Annotated in this window: 11 protein-coding genes and 1 pseudogene; 11 read left to right on the forward strand and 1 reads right to left on the reverse strand. The window is 44.3% G+C overall.

What is annotated here, in order from left to right; all coding sequences use genetic code 11:
* Positions 1–58 precede the first annotated feature (58 nt).
* The 10 genes from KFO40_RS11605 to KFO40_RS11650 all read left to right on the forward strand — a co-directional run bounded on the left by KFO40_RS11605 (position 59) and on the right by KFO40_RS11650 (position 17,792).
* On the forward strand, positions 59–1,621 hold the full coding sequence (locus tag KFO40_RS11605; RefSeq protein ID WP_074910511.1) for a DUF4832 domain-containing protein: 1,563 nt from the start codon (positions 59–61) through the stop codon (positions 1,619–1,621).
* An 11-nt stretch (positions 1,622–1,632) separates the two neighbouring features.
* A complete protein-coding gene (locus tag KFO40_RS11610) occupies positions 1,633–3,282 on the forward strand; it encodes a DUF4832 domain-containing protein (protein ID WP_211146382.1) in 1,650 nt (549 codons plus the stop codon).
* Between the two features lie 311 nt (positions 3,283–3,593).
* Positions 3,594–5,801: a glycoside hydrolase family 3 N-terminal domain-containing protein gene (locus tag KFO40_RS11615; protein ID WP_074910517.1), complete on the forward strand. Its 2,208-nt coding sequence runs from the start codon at positions 3,594–3,596 to the stop codon at positions 5,799–5,801.
* A gap of 79 nt (positions 5,802–5,880) precedes the next feature.
* The gene (locus tag KFO40_RS11620) at positions 5,881–8,334 is read left to right on the forward strand and encodes a beta-glucosidase (RefSeq protein ID WP_211146383.1); all 2,454 of its coding nucleotides are present in this window, start codon (positions 5,881–5,883) and stop codon (positions 8,332–8,334) included.
* Positions 8,335–8,363: 29 nt separating this feature from the next.
* The gene (locus tag KFO40_RS11625) at positions 8,364–9,476 is read left to right on the forward strand and encodes a glycoside hydrolase family 105 protein (protein ID WP_074910523.1); all 1,113 of its coding nucleotides are present in this window, start codon (positions 8,364–8,366) and stop codon (positions 9,474–9,476) included.
* 53 nt (positions 9,477–9,529) lie between these two features.
* Positions 9,530–11,398, forward strand: a complete 1,869-nt coding sequence (locus KFO40_RS11630; RefSeq protein WP_074910526.1) for an FAD-dependent oxidoreductase — start codon at positions 9,530–9,532, stop codon at positions 11,396–11,398.
* 7 nt (positions 11,399–11,405) lie between these two features.
* Positions 11,406–13,472, forward strand: a complete 2,067-nt coding sequence (locus KFO40_RS11635; RefSeq protein ID WP_074910528.1) for an alpha-galactosidase — start codon at positions 11,406–11,408, stop codon at positions 13,470–13,472.
* A gap of 234 nt (positions 13,473–13,706) precedes the next feature.
* Positions 13,707–15,005: an acetylxylan esterase gene (locus KFO40_RS11640; protein WP_211146384.1), complete on the forward strand. Its 1,299-nt coding sequence runs from the start codon at positions 13,707–13,709 to the stop codon at positions 15,003–15,005.
* Positions 15,006–15,119: 114 nt separating this feature from the next.
* Entirely contained in the window at positions 15,120–16,916 is a 1,797-nt protein-coding gene (locus tag KFO40_RS11645; RefSeq protein WP_211146385.1) for a glycoside hydrolase family 2 protein, read from the forward strand.
* Between the two features lie 21 nt (positions 16,917–16,937).
* Positions 16,938–17,792: a DUF4886 domain-containing protein gene (locus tag KFO40_RS11650; protein WP_074910568.1), complete on the forward strand. Its 855-nt coding sequence runs from the start codon at positions 16,938–16,940 to the stop codon at positions 17,790–17,792.
* 146 nt (positions 17,793–17,938) lie between these two features.
* On the opposite strand, the gene KFO40_RS11655 is transcribed toward KFO40_RS11650, so the two are convergent.
* Positions 17,939–19,144, reverse strand: a complete 1,206-nt coding sequence (locus tag KFO40_RS11655; RefSeq protein WP_074910540.1) for an ATP-binding protein — start codon at positions 19,142–19,144, stop codon at positions 17,939–17,941.
* A 166-nt stretch (positions 19,145–19,310) separates the two neighbouring features.
* Here KFO40_RS11655 and KFO40_RS11660 point away from each other — a divergent pair.
* Positions 19,311–19,433 (forward strand): annotated as a pseudogene (locus KFO40_RS11660) (N-acyl-D-glucosamine 2-epimerase); the annotation flags it as partial.
* Positions 19,434–19,590: the final 157 nt, after the last annotated feature.

The raw sequence follows: 19,590 nt of genomic DNA on the forward strand, positions 1-19,590 counted from the left end.
ATTTTTATATGAATAAAGAGAACAATGATATAGCACTCTTTAAAAAACAATTAGTAGTATGGTTATAAGAAAGATTAGTTATTATAGAGTAATTGTGTCTCTTTGTCTGTTTATGTTCCTTTTATCTCCTGTTTTCGGAGACGAGAATTCAGCCGTTTCATTTGATAAGGAACTACCGAAGAATAACATAGTTACGATTCAGCCTGATTCTTTGCGTATTCTTCATAACCCGCTTACAGGATGGGTGCTCTATGCAAGTATGGGAGTGGATGCTGCAGATTTTTGGGCACAGTATGACCATATGTATATTCCTGAATTAGGACACAATGTTAGTGTGACAGATTATGCTCATACGCTTTATATTCGCGCTAGTTGGACAGATTTTAATCCACAGGAAGATGTATATGGTTGGAAAATAGATTCTAATTTAAGAGCATATATTGAAGGAGCTTATCAGCGGAATATGCGTTTGGCATTTCGTGTTGTAGTTGACAGTCGTGATAAGAGAACAGAATTTACTCCTCAATTTGTAAAAGATGCCGGTGCAAAAGGATTTATGAATAAAGGTAAATGGTCACCTTATTCTGATGATTCAGTTTTTCAGAAGTACTATACTAAATTTGTGAAGGCCCTGGCTAAAGATTTCAACGATCCTTCGAAGGTTGAATTTATAGATGGATTCGGACTTGGGAAATGGGGAGAATATCATACAATGATTTATTCAACAGGTGATGATACTCCAAAGAAAGCAGTTTTCGATTGGGTGACAGATATATATTCTCAAGCTTTTGATAAAGTTCCAGTAGTAATTAACTACCATAGATGGATTGGTGCGGGAAAAGATTGGGTAGATGATGAACATTTTGCTGTTGACAGTGAAGAAATGTTGGAAGAAGCAATCAAGAAAGGATATTCATTGCGTCATGATGCATTTGGCATGACAACCTATTATGGCAGTTGGGAGCGTAGGTTCGCAAAAAAATATCGTAATATCTGCCCCATTATTATGGAAGGTGGCTGGATTGTCAAATCACATAGTTATTGGCAGGATCCTAGAGGATATCGCAAGGATTCACACGAGGACGTAAGACGCGGTGAGTTTGATGACAGCAAAGAGGCACATGTCAATATGATGGATTTTCGTTTTGGCGATACAGAATCCTGGTTTAAAGATGCTTTTGATTTAGTACGCCGATTCCTTCGGGAAGGGGGGTATAGGCTCTATCCCAGTGAAATCTCTTTGCCGTTAGAAGTCTCTAAAAAAACAACTCCGACTATTAAACATTGCTGGAACAATTTGGGATGGGGGTACTGTCCTACTAATATTCCGCAATGGAATCAAAAATATAAAGTAGCTTTCGCTTTGCTCGATTCTGAAACGAATGAGGTGCGATATACATTTGTGGATACGAATACAGATTTATCCAAGTGGATAAAAGGAAGTCCCGCTGAATATGTATTTGAGCCGGATATGTCCAAAGTTGAAACGGGTACTTATGTTTGGGCTGTGGGCCTGGTTGACCGGAGTAATAAAGATCTCATAGGGCTGGATATTGCCGCCAAAGGGGATATATTGGATTCGGGCTGGTTAAAATTGTCGAAAGTAAGCATAAAAAAATAAGAGCTATAGGTATGAAGATTAATTTTCAAAATATGTGCAGTTTGAGAAAAATAAGTTGTGGGCTTATTTTTTCTATGGCTATATCATTAGTCGCTTGCGGCAGTGATAATGATGAAGAAGGAGGTGGTAATGGTGATGATGGTTTGGTAGAAGATACTTCTATTCCTGGAAACAGCATTGTCACGGTAAAGCAGAATCGAAATATCATTTTGCATAATCCTCTTTCCGGATGGGTATTATATGCGGGTATTGGTGATGGTTTATCTTCCACATTCTGGCAGGATTATGATAATTTCCCGTCATCGGAAGGCACTGTAAAGGTCTCTGATTATGCAAATACCTTATACCTTCGTGGTGCCTGGGCTGATTTTAATCCTGAAGAAGGAAAATATGCATGGAACTCCGATTGTGATACCCCTTCGGCTAAACGACTGAAGATGTTGATAGAGGGAGCTAAGCAAAGAAATATGAAATTGGCCTTTACTTTTGTGGTGGATAGCCGTGATAAGCACTATAATTTTACTCCGAATTTTGTAAAAGAGGCTGGCGCGAAAGGATATGAAACACAAACAGGTTCAGTAAAAGTATGGTCTCCCTATCCGGATGATCCTATTTTCCAGAAATATTATGAGAAATTTATCAGGGCTTTGGCTAAGGATTTTAATGATCCCGACAAAGTACAGTTTGTAAGTGGTTCAGGATTTGGAAAATGGGGAGAGTATCATAGTGTATGGTACTATCAGGTGCGTGAGTTGGGAAAACCGGAGCTGCCGACTCGTGAGGCTGTTTTCGATTGGGTGACAGATTTATATTCTCAAGTATTTGATAAAGTTCCTGTGTTTGTAAATTATCATCGTTGGATAGGTACAAGTAAGGAATGGGACGGCAATAATTATGATAAAGATACTGAAAGATTAATAGGAAAAGCAGTAGCTAAAGGATATTCATTACGTCACGATGCGTTTGGTATGAAAACTTATTATTCTACTTGGGAACGCAATTTTATAGCCAAGTGGAAGTATCTCGTTCCTGTAGTAATGGAAGGTGGCTGGGTGAAAAATTCTCATGGAAACTCGATTCAGGGAGATGGATATGCCAATTATGCAGAAGTACGTCAGGGTGAGTTTGATGAGGCTAAAACAGCCTGCGTCAATATGATGGATTTACGCTATAATTCAGACTTTCGCAATGGAGAAACTTATTCATGGTTTAATGAAGCTTTCCAATTAGTTAAACAATTCTGTACAGAAGGAAGCTACCGTTTATTTCCGGACAGAATTTCTTTGCCTACAACTATCTCTAATGGTAAACAGATTGAAATAGCACATCGTTGGAATAATTTTGGTTGGGGATATTGTCCGACGAATATTCCCCAGTGGAAGAATAAATATAAAGTGGCTTTTGCTTTATTGGACACCAAGAATGATAAACCGAAGTATGTATTTGTTGATGGAGAACCGGAAGCTTGTGATTGGGTGAAAGGTACGGCTAAATCATATACGTTTACAACCCGGGTTGAAGGCGTGGAGGCAGGTAAATACATGTGGGCTGTTGGGATTGTTGACACGGCAAAGCAGAATGAGATTGGAATTCACCTTGCTGTAAAGAACAATGTAACATCTGCCGGCTGGTTGAAATTATTTGAAGTTATCGCTCGGTAAGTCATAGTCAATTGCTACGAGATACATTAATTGTTGGTAATGAGTGTATTGACAGGTCATAGTTCTCCGGTTCGTTGGGGATATATTTCCAAGATGCTAGCCATATATATGCTACGTATTGGATCTATATATGCTGCATATTGGATCTATAGATCCAACGTGTTGGGCATATATCTCCAATGAACTGATTGTAAGTGACTGGTACTTAGGTAAATGATAAGTGTATGGAATGGCTGGAATAATTATTTGCTTACGTATTGCTTGATATACATCTGAAAACTAGAAATAATAATTAACTGACGAAAACATTGATGAGAAAAAAAGTTTTGATTTTGGGATTGTGCCTATTGGGAGTCACACATTCTCTTTCGTCAAAAGATAAAAAGAGTATTCCTTTGTATAAGGATGCCAAAGCTCCAATTGAAAAACGTATTGATGATTTAATATCGCGTATGACATTGGAGGAAAAGATTTTGCAGCTAAACCAATATACATTGGGACGAAATAACAATGTGAATAATGTTGGCGAAGAAGTGAAAAAAGTACCGTCAGAGATTGGTTCTTTGATATACTTTGATATAAATCCAGAATTGCGTAATAGTATGCAGAAAAAAGCGATGGAAGAATCTCGTTTGGGTATTCCCATCATTTTTGGCTACGATGCTATTCATGGATTTCGCACCATATATCCTATTTCGTTGGGGCAGGCATGTTCATGGAATCCGGGATTGGTAGAACAGGCATGTGCGGTATCTGCACAAGAAGCCCGCATGTCTGGGGTTGATTGGACTTTTTCTCCCATGATCGACGTGGCACGTGATCCTCGATGGGGACGTGTAGCCGAAGGATATGGTGAAGATCCTTATACAAATGGAGTGTTTGCCGCTGCTTCGGTGCGTGGGTATCAGGGAGATGATATGTCAGCAGAGAACCGTATGGCTGCTTGTCTGAAACACTATGTAGGTTATGGTGCTTCGGAGGCTGGGCGAGATTATGTTTATACCGAAATTTCAGCTCAAACTCTTTGGGATACTTATCTGCTGCCCTATGAGATGGGAGTGAAAGCTGGTGCGGTCACTTTGATGAGTTCTTTCAATGACATCAGTGGAGTACCCGGGTCAGCTAATCCTTATATCATGACCGAGATATTAAAGAAACGCTGGAAACATGACGGGTTCATTGTGTCTGACTGGGGGGCTGTGGAACAGTTAAAGAATCAGGGATTAGCCGCTACAAAGAAAGATGCTGCTCGGTATGCTTTTAATGCGGGGCTTGAAATGGATATGATGTCTCATGCCTACGATCGTCATCTGAAAGAGCTTGTAGAGGAAGGTAAGGTAACAATGGCACAAGTTGACGAATCAGTTCGTCGGGTATTGCGTGTAAAATTCCGTCTGGGTTTGTTCGAACGTCCTTATACTCCGGTTACTAATGAGAAGGATCGTTTTTTCCGTCCGCAAAGTATGGCTGTGGCCGCTCAACTGGCAGCAGAATCAATGGTGCTGTTGAAAAATGACAATCAGATATTACCACTTACAAACAAAAAAAAGATTGCCGTAGTAGGTCCAATGGCAAAAAATGGTTGGGACTTATTGGGTTCCTGGTGCGGACATGGAAAAGATACGGATGTGGAAATGCTCTATGATGGGTTGACTGCCGAGTTTGGAGGAGACGCCGAATTACGTTATGCAATGGGATGCAAACCGCAGGGCAATGACCGTTCAGGTTTTGCTGGCGCATTGGACGTTGCTCGTTGGTCTGATGTAGTCATTGTTTGTTTGGGCGAGATGCTTACCTGGAGTGGTGAGAATGCTTCCCGTTCTACGATTGCTTTGCCACAGATTCAGGAAGAATTGGTGAAAGAACTAAAGGAGGCTGGTAAACCTGTTATATTGGTACTTTCTAATGGACGTCCCTTGGAGTTAAATCGCATGGAACCTCTTTGTGATGCTATATTGGAGATATGGCAACCGGGAATAAATGGTGCACGTTCAATGGCAGGTATTTTATCAGGACGTATCAACCCTTCCGGTAAACTAGCCATGACGTTCCCTTATTCCACAGGACAAATTCCTATTTATTATAATCGCCGCAAGAGCGGACGCGGACATCAGGGATTTTATAAAGATATAACAAGCGATCCGTTATATCCGTTCGGGCATGGATTAAGTTATACCGAATTTAAGTATGGCACTGTTACCCCTTCTGCTACTAAAGTGAAGCGTGGCGATAAACTGTCAGCAGAAGTGACCGTCACCAACACCGGTTCTCGCGACGGAGCAGAGACTGTTCATTGGTTTATCTCCGATCCTTATTGCTCTATCACCCGTCCGGTGAAAGAACTGAAACACTTTGAGAAACAACTTATCAAAGCCGGCGAAACGAAGACTTTCCGTTTCGACATCGATCTGGAACGTGATTTCGGTTTTGTCAATGAGGATGGTAAACGCTTCCTTGAAGCCGGCGAATATCATATTCTGGTACAAGGACAGACCGTTAAAATAGAACTGATAGACTAAAAATGTAAAGAACAAAAGTGTGTGAAGAGCTGATAGCTAAGTTGGTTTTTTACACATATTATATTAACACAGAATCACCATGAAAAAGAAAATAGGAGGCATAGGTTTATGTATGCTTGCATGGAGCATATTAACCTGTGCACAAACAATCACTCCCCAAGCCGAACAACGTGCGAAGGACATTGTATCAAAAATGACTTTGCAAGAGAAAATAGAGTATATCTCCGGATATACCAGTTTTTCTCTGCGTGCCATTCCCCGTTTGGGAATACCTGAAATCAAGTTGGCTGACGGGCCGCAGGGAATTCGTAATCATGCTCCCAAGAGCACTTTATATCCTTCCGGAATACTTTCCGCTTCTACTTGGAACCGGGAATTACTTTATAAGTTAGGGCAAGGCTTGGGACAGGATGCCAAGGCAAGAGGAGTTAATATCCTGTTGGGGCCGGGCGTGAATATCTATCGTGCTCCATTGTGCGGCCGTAACTTTGAATACTTCGGTGAAGACCCTTACTTGACAGGTGAAACGGCGAAACAATATATCCTCGGCGTGCAATCGGAAGGAGTCATTGCCACCATCAAACACTTTGCTGCCAACAACCAGGAATGGAGCCGCCACCATGCCAGCTCTGACATAGACGAGCGTACTTTGCAGGAAATCTATTTCCCGGCTTTCCGGAAAGCTGTACAGGAAGCCAATGTCGGTGCCGTAATGAACAGCTACAATCTGTTGAACGGTGTCCATGCCACCGAACATAAATGGCTGAATATTGATGTCTTGCGCAATCTTTGGGGCTTCAAAGGTATTCTGATGTCGGACTGGACTTCTGTATATTCCGCCGTAGGCGCTGCTAACGCCGGACTTGACCTCGAAATGCCGAAAGGACGTTTTATGAATTTGGAGAATCTGTTGCCTGCTATCAAGACTGGCACAGTGACAGAAGAAACCATCAACCTGAAAGTACAACACATCCTGCAAACTCTGATTGCTTATGGTATGCTGGATAAGGAACAGAAAGACAGCAACATCGCAGAGGATAATCCTTTCTCCCGCCAGACAGCTTTAGAACTGGCGCGCGAGGGTGTAGTCCTGTTGAAGAATGAAGGAAACTTGCTCCCGCTGAAAGGGAAGACAGCCGTGATGGGGCCTAATGCAAATTTGATTCCTACCGGTGGTGGCAGTGGGTTTGTCACTCCTTTTTCTACCGTCTCAGTGGCTCAAGGCTTGAAAGAATTGAAGAAAAATAATCTGTTACTATTGACGGATGATGTGATTTATGAAGATATTGTCCATGAGTTTTATACTGATGCTAATCGTCAGATGAAAGGCTTCAAGGCTGAATACTTTAAAAACAAGACCCTTTCGGGACAGCCTGAAGTAATACGCACGGAATCCTCTGTTGATTATGACTGGGGATATGGGGCACCTTTGGACGGCTTTCCGACAGATGGATTCTCTGTCCGTTGGACAGCCTGCTACATGCCACAAACTGACGGTCAGTTGAAACTTCATATCGGTGGTGATGACGGTTATCGTCTGTTTGTGAATGACAAGCATATTACAGGAGATTGGGGAAATCATTCCTACTCTAGCCGTGAAGTGGAACTGCCGGTTGAGGGTGGTAAGGAGTACCGTTTCCGGATTGAATTCTTTGATAATATTTCTTCGGCCATCATTCGTTTTAATGCTTATAGCCTTAATGAGGCGAAACTTCGTCAAGGATTGGCAAAGGTGGATAATGTTGTGTTCTGCACAGGTTTCAATAGTAATACCGAAGGCGAAGGCTTTGACCGTCCGTTTGCCTTGCTTCGCTATCAGGAATTGTTTATCAAGAAGATTGCGTCTATGCATCCCAATGTTGTGGTTGTACTGAATGCCGGTGGCGGTGTGGATTTCACCAACTGGTATGATGCCGCAAAAGCGATTCTTATGGCCTGGTATCCGGGGCAGGAAGGCGGCCAGGCGATAGCTGAAATCCTGACCGGTAAGATTTCTCCAAGCGGAAAGCTACCGATTTCTATCGAGCGGAAATGGGAAGATAATCCGGTGCACGGCAGTTATTACGAGAACTTAAAGGCGGAGATTAAGCGTGTAGACTATTCCGAAGGTGTCTTTGTCGGTTATCGTGGATACGACCGTTCGGGAAAAGAACCTTTCTATCCGTTTGGCTACGGTTTGTCCTATACTACTTTCGTTTATAGTAATATGGCTGCGAAGAAAACGGGTGAGCATCAGGTTACCGTTAGCTTTGATATAGAGAATACAGGTAAGATGGATGCTTCGGAAGTGGCACAGGTGTATGTGCATGATGTACAGTCTTTTGTTCCCCGTCCGTTGAAAGAACTGAAAGGATATGAAAAGGTATTCTTGAAGAAAGGGGAGAAGAAGCGGGTTTCTGTTGTGCTGGATGAGGATGCATTCTCTTTTTACGATATGAATCAACACCGCTTTGTAGTGGAAAAAGGAGACTTTGAGATCTTAGTCGGTCCTGCTTCCAGTCAATTGCCTTTAAAGGCTACAGTTGAACTGTAATGACCGAATGATAAACAAATAAATATATAATGAAAAAAACACTTTTATTGGGAGCGTCTCTGTTATGTTCCGTTTTTATAATGGCAACAGAGATTCCTTTTCAAAAAGCAGAAATAAAGTCTATCATGCGAAAGGTGGCGGATTGGCAGATTGCCAATCCACACCCTGCTCCTGAACATGACGACTTGAACTGGCCGCAAGGCGCTCTTTATGTCGGCATGGTGGATTGGGCGGAATTAGCTGAAAAAGAAGATAATGATGATACATATTATAAGTGGCTTACCCGTATAGGCCGACGGAATTGCTGGCAGCCGGATAAACGGTTTTACCATGCTGATGACATCGCTGTATCACAGTCCTTTCTGGATTTATACCGCAAGTACAAAGACGAAGCAATGATTATCCCTACGCTCGCCCGTACGGAATGGATTGTCAATCATCCGTCCGAAGGCAGTTTCAAGCTGGTGGAGGGAGACTTAAAGACCTTGGAACGTTGGACTTGGTGTGACGCTCTCTTTATGGCTCCCCCTGTATATGCCAAACTGTATATGCTGACCGGAGAGAAAAAGTATATCAAATTTATGAATCGTGAGTATAAAGCGACTTATGATTACTTGTTCGATAAAGAAGAAAACTTGTTCTACCGTGACTGGCGTTATTTTGATAAGCGCGAAGCCAATGGTAAGAAAGTCTTTTGGGGACGTGGCAACGGTTGGGTGCTTGGTGGTCTGGTTGAAATATTAAAGGAACTGCCCAAGAAAGATAAGAACCGCAAATTCTATGAGGAATTATTTGTAAAATTGGCTACACGTATTGCCGGATTACAACATCCGGACGGTTTCTGGCATGCCAGTCTTTTGGATCCTGCCTCTTATCCATCACCGGAAACGAGTTGCACTACTTTCATTGTCTATTCCATTGCTTATGGAATAAACGAAGGTTTATTGGATAAGGAAATTTATCTTCCTGTAATGATAAAAGGCTGGAATGCATTAGTCTCGGCTGTGGAACCGAATGGGAAACTGGGTTATGTGCAGCAAATCGGTGCCGACCCGAAGAAAGTGACTCGTGACATGACGGAGGTTTATGGAGTTGGTGCTTTTTTGATGGCAGGCAATGAAATTTACAAAATGGCGAGATAATCTGTTCCCTCTGTGAAGATAGTAGACAATAATCATAAAAACGCTGTACTGTGATGAAAAAAATTTTATTGACATGCATAGCCGTAGTCTGTAGCCTTGTGGCTGTAGCCGAAGAACTGCTCATCGAAGCAGAAAGCTTCAGCCAGCGAGGCGGCTGGGTGCTCGACCAGCAGTTCATGGATCAAATGGGTTCGCCCTATCTCATGGCACATGGCATGGGCATCCCAGTGGCGGATGCTACGGCAGAAATCAACATTCCCCAGGCGGGCACTTACTACGTATATGCCCGTACTTACAACTGGACTTCACCTTGGACCGATGCCGAGGGCCCCGGAAAGTTCCGCCTGGCTTTAGGCGGCAAATTGCTGAAAGCTACATTAGGACATACAGGTAATTCCTGGCAATGGCAATTTGCCGGAAAGACAGTATTGAAAGCAGGGACTACCACCCTTGCGCTGAAAGACCTCACCGGTTTCGATGGTCGTTGCGATGCCATTTACCTTACGACCGATGCGAACACGCAGCCCGCTACCTGGGATGCGGCAGAGACAGCCGCACTTCGTACCCGCCTGCGACAACAACAGACGGTGCCCGCTCATCAATACGACTTTGTGGTAGTAGGAGGGGGAATAGCCGGAATGTGTGCTGCCGCATCTGCTGCCCGATTAGGTTGTAAGGTAGCACTAGTGAACGACCGTCCTGTATTGGGCGGCAATAACTCGTCGGAGATTCGTGTACATCTCGGTGGTATCATCGAAATGGGACCTAATCAGGGATTGGGTCGTATGATACGTGAGTTTGGCCATGAGCGTTCCGGCAATGCCCAACCGGGCGACTACTATGAAGACCGGAAGAAGGAAGACTTTATAGATGCCGAAAAGAACATTACCCTTTATGCTTCTCAGCGTGCAGTAGCCGTGAAGATGCAAGGAGACCGCATTGCGTCAGTCACTATCCAGCACATCGAGACGGGCGAACAAACTGAACTTACCGCTCCTCTCTTTAGCGACTGCACAGGTGATGCTACCATAGGCTATTTAGCCGGTGCCGATTGGGCTATGGGGCGTGAAGGTCGCGATGAATATGGCGAGAGCCTTGCTCCCGAGCAACCCGACTCATTGGTGATGGGGGCTTCTATACAATGGTATAGTAAGGATATGAAGAAGAAAACCTCATTCCCTCATTTTGAATATGGCGTGCGCTTTGACGCTGAAAACTGTGAGCCTGTAACCATGGGCGAGTGGAAATGGGAAACGGGTATGAACCGTAATCAAGTTAGCGAAGCTGAACGTGTACGCGACTATGGACTTTTGGTGATATATTCCAACTGGAGCTATCTGAAGAATCACTATAAAGACCATAAGAAGTATGTCAACCGTTCCCTCGACTGGGTGGCGTATGTTTCAGGCAAACGTGAATCACGCCGTCTCTTGGGCGACTACGTACTGTCACAGGACGATATAGACAAGAATGTGGCGCACGAGGATGCTTCGTTTACCACAACTTGGAGCATCGACCTTCACTTCCCCGACAGCGTGAACAGTGTACGTTTTCCCGGCAATGAATTCAAGTCGGCTACGGTGCATCGTTGGATTCATCCTTATGCCGTTCCCTATCGCTGTCTCTATTCGCGTAATGTGGACAACCTCTTTATGGCAGGCCGCAATATGAGCTGCACCCATGTAGCTTTGGGTACGGTACGTGTGATGCGTACTACCGGCATGATGGGTGAAGTAGTAGGTATGGCAGCCGGACTCTGCCACAAGCATAGTGTAGAGCCGCGCGACATCTATCATCATCACCTGCCGGAACTGAAGCAACTTATGCAAGCGGGTCTGGGCAAACGCGATGTGCCCGATAACCAACGCTTCAACGAACCCAACAAATTGTTGGAAGTTCCGGGAGCTTACATCAAACCGTAGACAAACTATGAGCAAAAAAAATATTATCACGATATTTCTATCGGCAATATGTACCTTGCCGCTTTGGGGAGGAGAACAGTATTACGCTTTTCTGAAAGGTGACACGCTACGTATAGGCAATAACTATATGGAACGCGCCATGCTGTGGAATAACGGTGCGCCTGTTACCATCAGCCTTACTGACAAGCAACACGGAAAAACCATTCCGGCACAGGGCAAACAACCCGATTTCTCGATTGTGAAAGGTATCCCTACGGACGCCACATTCACCGTGAACGAGATACCGACGAACGGCATCCACGCCAGTTATCTGCAGGCTACCGTGGCTTGCACTATCGGTTCGCTGAATATAGAGCGTCGCTATCGCATTTATGCAGACTGTCCCGCCATTGCTTGCGATACCTATCTGAAAGGGCAAGTGGAACTTTATCAGAATAAGGAGGATAACCGCTCTAACGCCGACCGCAAAAATATAGAGCACACGGCCGATATGGCTACGGGGGTGAAAACTCCCACGCTCGACAGGTTGCAACTATCCGGCAATCATTGGAGTGCCCGCACAATCGAGTTTTTCGACTACACCGATTGGAACGACAATCTGGTGACCGGGCGTACCTGGCTTCCTTACCGTCGCAATACGTATCGTGGTAATTTGCTTTTTGCTCATGACGTAGTTACGCGTCAAGGCTTCTTTTTTTTGAAAGAGGCTCCTAGCAGCAGTACCCAATTACATTATCCGGGTTCTGACTTCGTGGCGGACTTTAGTGATTTTATGGTAGTGGGGCTGGGCATTGCGTCTCATGATGTAAAGCCGGATAGCTGGACCCGCGTTTATGGATGCGTTACCGGCATCTATACCGGTGGCGAGCAAGAAGCGCTTACTGCCCTGCGCCTCTATCAGAAACAACTGCGCCACCACACCGCCGCACAGGATGAGATGATTATGCTCAATACCTGGGGCGACCGTAGCCAGGATGCCAAAATAGATGAGGCTTTCTGTCTGGCAGAACTAGACCGTGCCGCACGCATGGGCATTACCCTCTTTCAACTGGACGATGGCTGGCAGAGCGGAAAAAGCCCTAACTCGAAGACTGCCGGAGGTAGTTTTAAGGATATCTGGAAAAGTGGCGATTACTGGACGCCCAACCCCACAAAGTTCCCTCATGGGCTGAAACCTATTGTAGAGAAAGGCAAGAAATTGGGTATTCGCATCGGATTATGGTTCAATCCCAGCATACAGAATGATTTTGCCGATTGGCAAAAAGATGCGCAAGCCATTATCGGACTTTATAAGAAGTACGGCATCTGCTGTTTTAAGATAGACGGTCTGCAGATACCTACCAAGACAGCCGAACAGAATCTACGCCGACTGTTTGATACCGTGTTGGAGCAAACCAACTATGAAGTGATTTTCAACCTCGATGCCACTGCCGGTCGTCGCGGCGGGTATCACTATATGAACGAGTACGGCAACATCTTTCTGGAAAACCGCTATACCGATTGGGGCAACTATTACCCTTATCGCACCTTGCGCAACCTCTGGATGCTGTCTCGCTATGTACCGGCGGAGAAGATGCAGATAGAGTTCCTTAATAAATGGCGCAATGCCGACAAGTATGACGCTGCCGATCCTTTTGCCCCCGCCCGTTACAGTTTCGATTACCTCTTTGCCATCACCTTGGCGGCACAGCCGTTGGCTTGGATGGAGGCTTCGAACCTGCCCGAAGAGGCTTATATTACGGCATCTCTGCTCAAGAAATACCAACCTTTGCAACTCCGGTTTCATCAAGGCGTCATACTGCCTATTGGTGAAGAACCTTCGGGACGCTCGTGGACAGGATTCCAATCGACTGTTTCCGGCACGCAAGGCTATCTTGTAGTTTACCGCGAAGATAATGAGCAAGCTAGGGGGACTATTGACACTTGGCTTCCTGAGGGTAAGAAAGTTACTTTTACCCCTGTAATGGGAAGTGGCAAAAAGTTTGCCGCAAAAGTCGGCGCACAGGGTAGAGTAAGTTTCGAGCTAAATGACAAGAACTCTTTCACACTCTATCAATACGAAGTAAAACCATAAAAAGGCGGCTATCTGTATTTTACGCTAATCACGAATGATGTGTTAACTTCTGATTCGCAGAGTGTTATGATGTGTGGAGAGGAGCATTAATATCTCTGCTGTTGGATGTTAATAGTTGAGTTGTCAGATATTAATAGCTGGGCGGATAGGTATTAATAGTTGAGACAATGGGTATTAATAGCTGATAAATGGAATATTAATATAGCAATGACAAATGAAATAAAATAGGGAACTATGATAAAAAGTGTACGTTTTCTTCTTCTCCTGATAGCATTTGTCTCCATGCAGATAGTTGCATGGGGGCAGCCACAGGAAAGACTGGTTCAAGTGCAGGTCACTCCCGACCACACCAATTGGCTGTATAAACCGGGAGAAAAAGTGAAATTCAAAGTGGCGGTATTGAAATGCAATATCCCGCAGGATAATCTGGAAGTGCGCTATGAGATTTCGGAAGACATGATGAAACCTCATCAGACAGGCAAACAGCCTTTGAAGAATGAAAAGCTTGAAATTAACGCAGGGACTATGAAAAAAGAAGGGTTCCTGCGTTGCCGCGCTTTCGTCACTTGCCAAGGGCGTGAGTATGAAGGCGTGGCTACCGCTGGCTTCTCTCCTGAGAAATTGCAACCGACCACTCCGTTGCCCGCCGACTTTCTGGAATTTTGGAAAAGCACCAAAGAAGCCGCAGAAAAGTGGGCATTGGAACCGATAATGACTTTACTGCCGGAAAGATGCACAGATAAGGTGAACGTATATCATGTTTCCTTCGCGAACAATGACTATGCGTCCCGTATGTACGGCATCCTTTGTGTTCCGAAGGCTTCCGGGAAATATCCGGCGATTCTGAAAGTGCCGGGGGCAGGTATCCGTGCCTATAACGGAGAAGCCGAACGTGCCGGAAAAGGTTTTATCATTCTGGAAATCGGTATCCACGGCATTCCGGTCAACCTGACGGGAGATGTGTATCACCGGCTTTATAACGGAGCTTTGAAGAATTACCACTCGTTCAATATGGACAATCGGGACAAGTACTATTACAAACGGGTTTATACAGGCTGTGTGAGAGCCATTGATTTCATTTACACACTTCCCGAATTTAACGGTAATCTGGCGACCTTTGGAGGAAGCCAGGGCGGTGCGCTTTCCATCGTGATTGCCGGACTCGATGACCGTGTCAAGGGATTGGTTTCTTTCTATCCAGCCTTGTGTGATATGGCGGGTTATACCCACGGTCGTGCAGGCGGTTGGCCGCATTTGTTTAAGGATGCGAAGAACCGGACGCCAGAAAAGATGAAAACCATTCAGTATTTTGATGTGGTGAACTTTGCCCGGCAGGTCAAAGTTCCGGGATTCTGTACTTTTGGTTATAATGATATGGTCTGTCCGCCTACCACCACTTACTCCGCTTACAACGTGATTAATGCTCCGAAAGAGCTGTTTGTAGCTGAGACGACTGCTCATTATGCCTATGCCGAACAGTGGAGCGCAGCCTGGAACTGGGTAATGAATTTCCTGAAAAATAAATCGAAATAGCACGGATTACACGGATTAACACTGTTGTTTTACCTATTCTATTCTAAAAACCGTGAAATCCGTATAATCCGTGCCTGAACTTATTATATACACTAATTATAACAACATACTTAAATGAAAACAGGTGAGAAATTAAGTCTATGTCTATTGTTGCTAATCGTTTTTGCTGGAAGCGTTGCGGCACAGGAGCTGATAACGAATGTATATGGTCGCAACATCCATTCGCTGAATGGTAAATGGAATGCTATCATCGACCTGTACGACCAGGGGCAACGGATGAAAATCTATGAGAACCGGCAACCGGAAGGAAATATCGATTTCTATGAATACGCGTTTGAAGGCGGGTTGCGTCTTAATGTTCCGGGAGACTGGAACTCTCAATCGCCCGAATTGAAGTATTACGAAGGCACTGTATGGTATGCTCGTCACTTTGATGCCAAACGCTTGGCAGACAAACGCCAGTTTCTTTATTTCGGTGCTGTCAGCTATCGTTGCAAAGTCTACCTGAACGGAAAAGAGATAGCAGAGCACGAAGGCGGTTTTACTCCTTTCCAAGTGGAAGTGACAGACCTGTTGAAAGACGGCGACAACTTCCTGGCGGTAGAAGTGAACAACCGCCGTACCAAAGACGCCATTCCCGCTATGGCATTCGATTGGTGGAACTATGGCGGCATCACAAGAGATGTGCTGTTGGTGAAAACTCCCCGGACATTTATAGAAGATTATTTTACCCAACTGGATAAAAATGCTCCCGACCGGATAATTGCCCGTGTGCGTCTTTCTGATAAAAAAGCAGGTGAGAAAGTAACAGTTGCCATCCCCGAACTCAAAATCAACGCGGAGCTCACCACCGATGCAGAAGGAAAGGCGGAAACCGTGTTGAATGCGAAGAAGCTGCAACGCTGGTCGCCGGAAGAACCGAAACTCTATGGCGTGACTATATCTTCAAGTGCCGACCGCGTGGAAGAGCAAATAGGCTTCCGCAATATCACCGTGAAAGGAACTGATATCTACCTGAACGGGAAGCCGACATTTATGTGTTGTATCTCTTTCCACGAAGAAATCCCGCAACGTATGGGGCGTGCTTTCTCGGAAGCCGATGCAGCCATGTTGCTGAATGAAGCGAAAGCGCTTGGCGTGAACATGATTCGCCTGGCTCATTATCCGCAGAATGAGTACACGGTACGCCTGGCGGAAAAGATGGGCTTCCTTCTCTGGCAGGAGATTCCTATTTGGCAAGGTATTGACTTTACAGACGATGATACCCGTAAGAAAGCGCAGAGGATGCTTTCTGAAATGATTAAGCGCGATCAAAACCGCTGCGCGGTAGGTTATTGGGGTGTTGCCAATGAAACACAGCCTTCCAAAGAACGGAATGAATTCCTTACTTCCCTGCTCGAAACGGGAAAGCAGCTGGACACTACCCGCCTGTATGTTGCCGCTTTCGACCTTGTGCACTTCAATAGCGAAAAACAGCGTTTTGTAATGGAGGATTCTTTTACTTCCCAACTGGACGTCGTAGCTATCAATAAATATATGGGCTGGTATCATCCGTGGCCTGTGGAACCGAAAGACGCTATATGGGAAGTAGTGACGGACAAACCATTGATAATTTCGGAATTTGGCGGCGAAGCATTGTACGGTCAGTCCGGTGATGAGAACGTAGTCAGCTCCTGGAGTGAAGAATACCAGGCACGCTTGTATAGAGACAATATCCGTATGTTCGACAATATCCCGAACCTGCGTGGCGTATCGCCCTGGATTCTGTTCGACTTCCGTTCGCCGTTCCGTTTCCACCCCACCAATCAAGATGGCTGGAATCGCAAAGGACTCATATCTGACCAGGGTATGCGTAAGAAAGCGTGGTATCTGATGAGAGATTATTACATGAAAAAGAGAAATAACCGATAAGTTTAGTTATATTTGATTATAATGAAGCAATATAGAAATGTAGTGATTTGTATGTGCATACTGCTCCTTCTTGCCGGAGGAGTGTATGCGCAGCAAAAAACGGTCAGGATACTTGCTATCGGCAACAGTTTCTCCCAGGATGCCGTGGAGCAATATCTGCATGAACTTGCCGAAGCTGAAGGCATTTCAACCATCATCGGCAATATGTTTATCGGCGGCTGTTCCCTGGAACGTCATGTGAAAAATGCCCGTGACAATGCTCCTGCCTATGCCTACCGGAAAATCGGTACGGATGGAAAGAAACGGGAAAAGGGCAAGATGTCTTTGGAAGCGGTGCTGGCAGATGAAGACTGGGATTACGTCAGCCTGCAACAGGCAAGTCCTTTTTCGGGAATGTATGAGACGTATGAAGCCTCTCTGCCGGAACTTATAGAATATGTAAAAGCACGCCTTCCAAAGAAAACAAAGCTGATGTTGCATCAAACCTGGGCGTATGCGTCTACTTCCAAGCATAGTGGATTTAAAAACTACAACTGCAATCAACTCACCATGTATCAGGCTATTGCCGATGCAGTGAAGAAAGCGGCTAAGGCGAATAAGATAAAGATTGTCATCCCTTCGGGCACTGCCATACAAAATGCGCGCACCTCTTTCATCGGCGACCATCTGAACAGGGACGGCTATCATCTGGATGTGAAGATTGGACGTTATACCGCTGCCTGTACCTGGTTCGAACGCATCTTCAAACACAATGTAGTCGGGAATCCTTATGCCCCGGAAGGGTTGGATGAGGCGAGGAAAGCTGTTGCTCAGAAAGCTGCCCATGCAGCAGTAAAGCATCCGTATAAGGTAACCGAGCTGTCTATTACTAACTAACAATGGACATTGCCACCTGTCTTGCAGCAAACTCCGTGGTATTATAGATGACTTGATTCAAATGTAAATGCAGCACACCAAAGGCGATTTGATTGCTCGTGGTAACCCGATGGTGTACTGCATTTATTTTTCGTATATCGTATGGTTTACTCCATTAAGAACTGGCGTATGGGACAATGGCGTATACCCTCGTAGCTGTTTCCGCTGAATGTATCTTTTGTTACCACTATTTTGGGATAGTTGTCCTGTATCTTTAGCAGGTTTCCAAATTCTCTTTCTGCTGTCTTGTCGCTATCTATTTTTAAAGCGACCTGTATATATAGTTTTTCTCCATTCTTTTCTCCGATAAAGTCAATTTCCTTATCTCCGTAATAGCCAACCTTAATATCGTAACCTTTGTATAAAAGGTGGTTATACACTAGATTTTCCAATATTTTGGCTTTGTCTGTAATGCGATATCCGACAACAATGTTCCGGATTCCCATATTTTCGAAATAATATTTCTCTCCTATCTCAAATACGCGTTTCCCAATCAAATCATACCGCTCTACCCGGTGGATCAGGAAAGCATTGTTTAAATATTCCGTATAGCTTTGTATTTGGTTAACTGATATGGTGGTATGTTGTGATTTTAAATAATCACTGATATTCTTTGCCGAAAAGAGATTGCCTATGTTTTCGGATAAAAATTGAATCAGTTTCTCAAGGAACAAAGTATTGCGTAACTTGTATCTACTGACAACATCACGAAATACAATCGTGGAATATACACTCTTCAAATATTCATTGACCGTTTCATCTTCGAGAGGGAGATTTAATAAATAGGGAAGTCCGCCATAACGGCTATATAATTCGTAACTCGTTTCACTTTCAGTTAATCCGTGGAATTCAAGAAACTCAGAATAGGAGAGACTATATATTTTGAATTCGATATATCTGCCACTTAAATAAGTGGCGAGTTCTCCTGAAAGCATCTTGGCGTTACTACCTGTAATGTATATATCATTATCTTCATTGAGCAGGAGCGAACGGATGACTTTTTCAAACCCGGGAATATCTTGTATTTCATCGATAAAGATATAATTCTTAGCTTTTTCTTTGCTATGAGAAATGATGTACGAGTGTAAATCTTCTGCTGTTTGTAGAGAACTGAATGCAAAATCTTCAAGATTGATATAGATAATATTCGCATCCGGCTCTTCTCCTAGAATTTCTTCAATAAGCTGGTAAAGGAGGAAACTTTTGCCTACACGGCGTTGCCCTGTTAACACCTTGACTACAGATTTTTGCATAAAAGGTTTTATTCGGTCAATATAACCTTTTCTTTTTTTGAGGATTCGAGGGAAGTTCATACGCCTGAAAGTTTTAATTATACTTTAAACTCTTGCGAATATACGGAAAAGTTTTAATTATACTTCAAACTTTTATAGATTTAATGAGATGTTTTAATCATACTTCAAACTCAGTGAAATGATGTAGGAGGCTTGAGTAACTCAAGTACATGGCTCGGCTTGCTTCGGTGAATGGTACTGGAGCCTTTCGGCTGTTGGGACTGTCAACCGTGAGGATGATAAAGCTGGATTTTGGAAATGTCCTTACCATAACGGGCGTATGCGTATGGAGATAATGGAGCGCTTTTGATTTCATTGCAGTCGTTTAGTTCCAACCCTGTTTGGAACTGTTTGTTTCTCGGCGTGAAACACTTTGTTTCCCTGCTTGAAACATTTCGTTTCTCGGTGAGAAACAAATGGTTTCATGGCATGAAACAAACCACGGCTTGTGGGGTGACGCCCAGTAT

Source organism: Bacteroides sp. 1001302B_160321_D4 (genome assembly GCF_015667765.1).
Taxonomy (GTDB): Bacteria; Bacteroidota; Bacteroidia; order Bacteroidales; family Bacteroidaceae; genus Bacteroides; species Bacteroides xylanisolvens.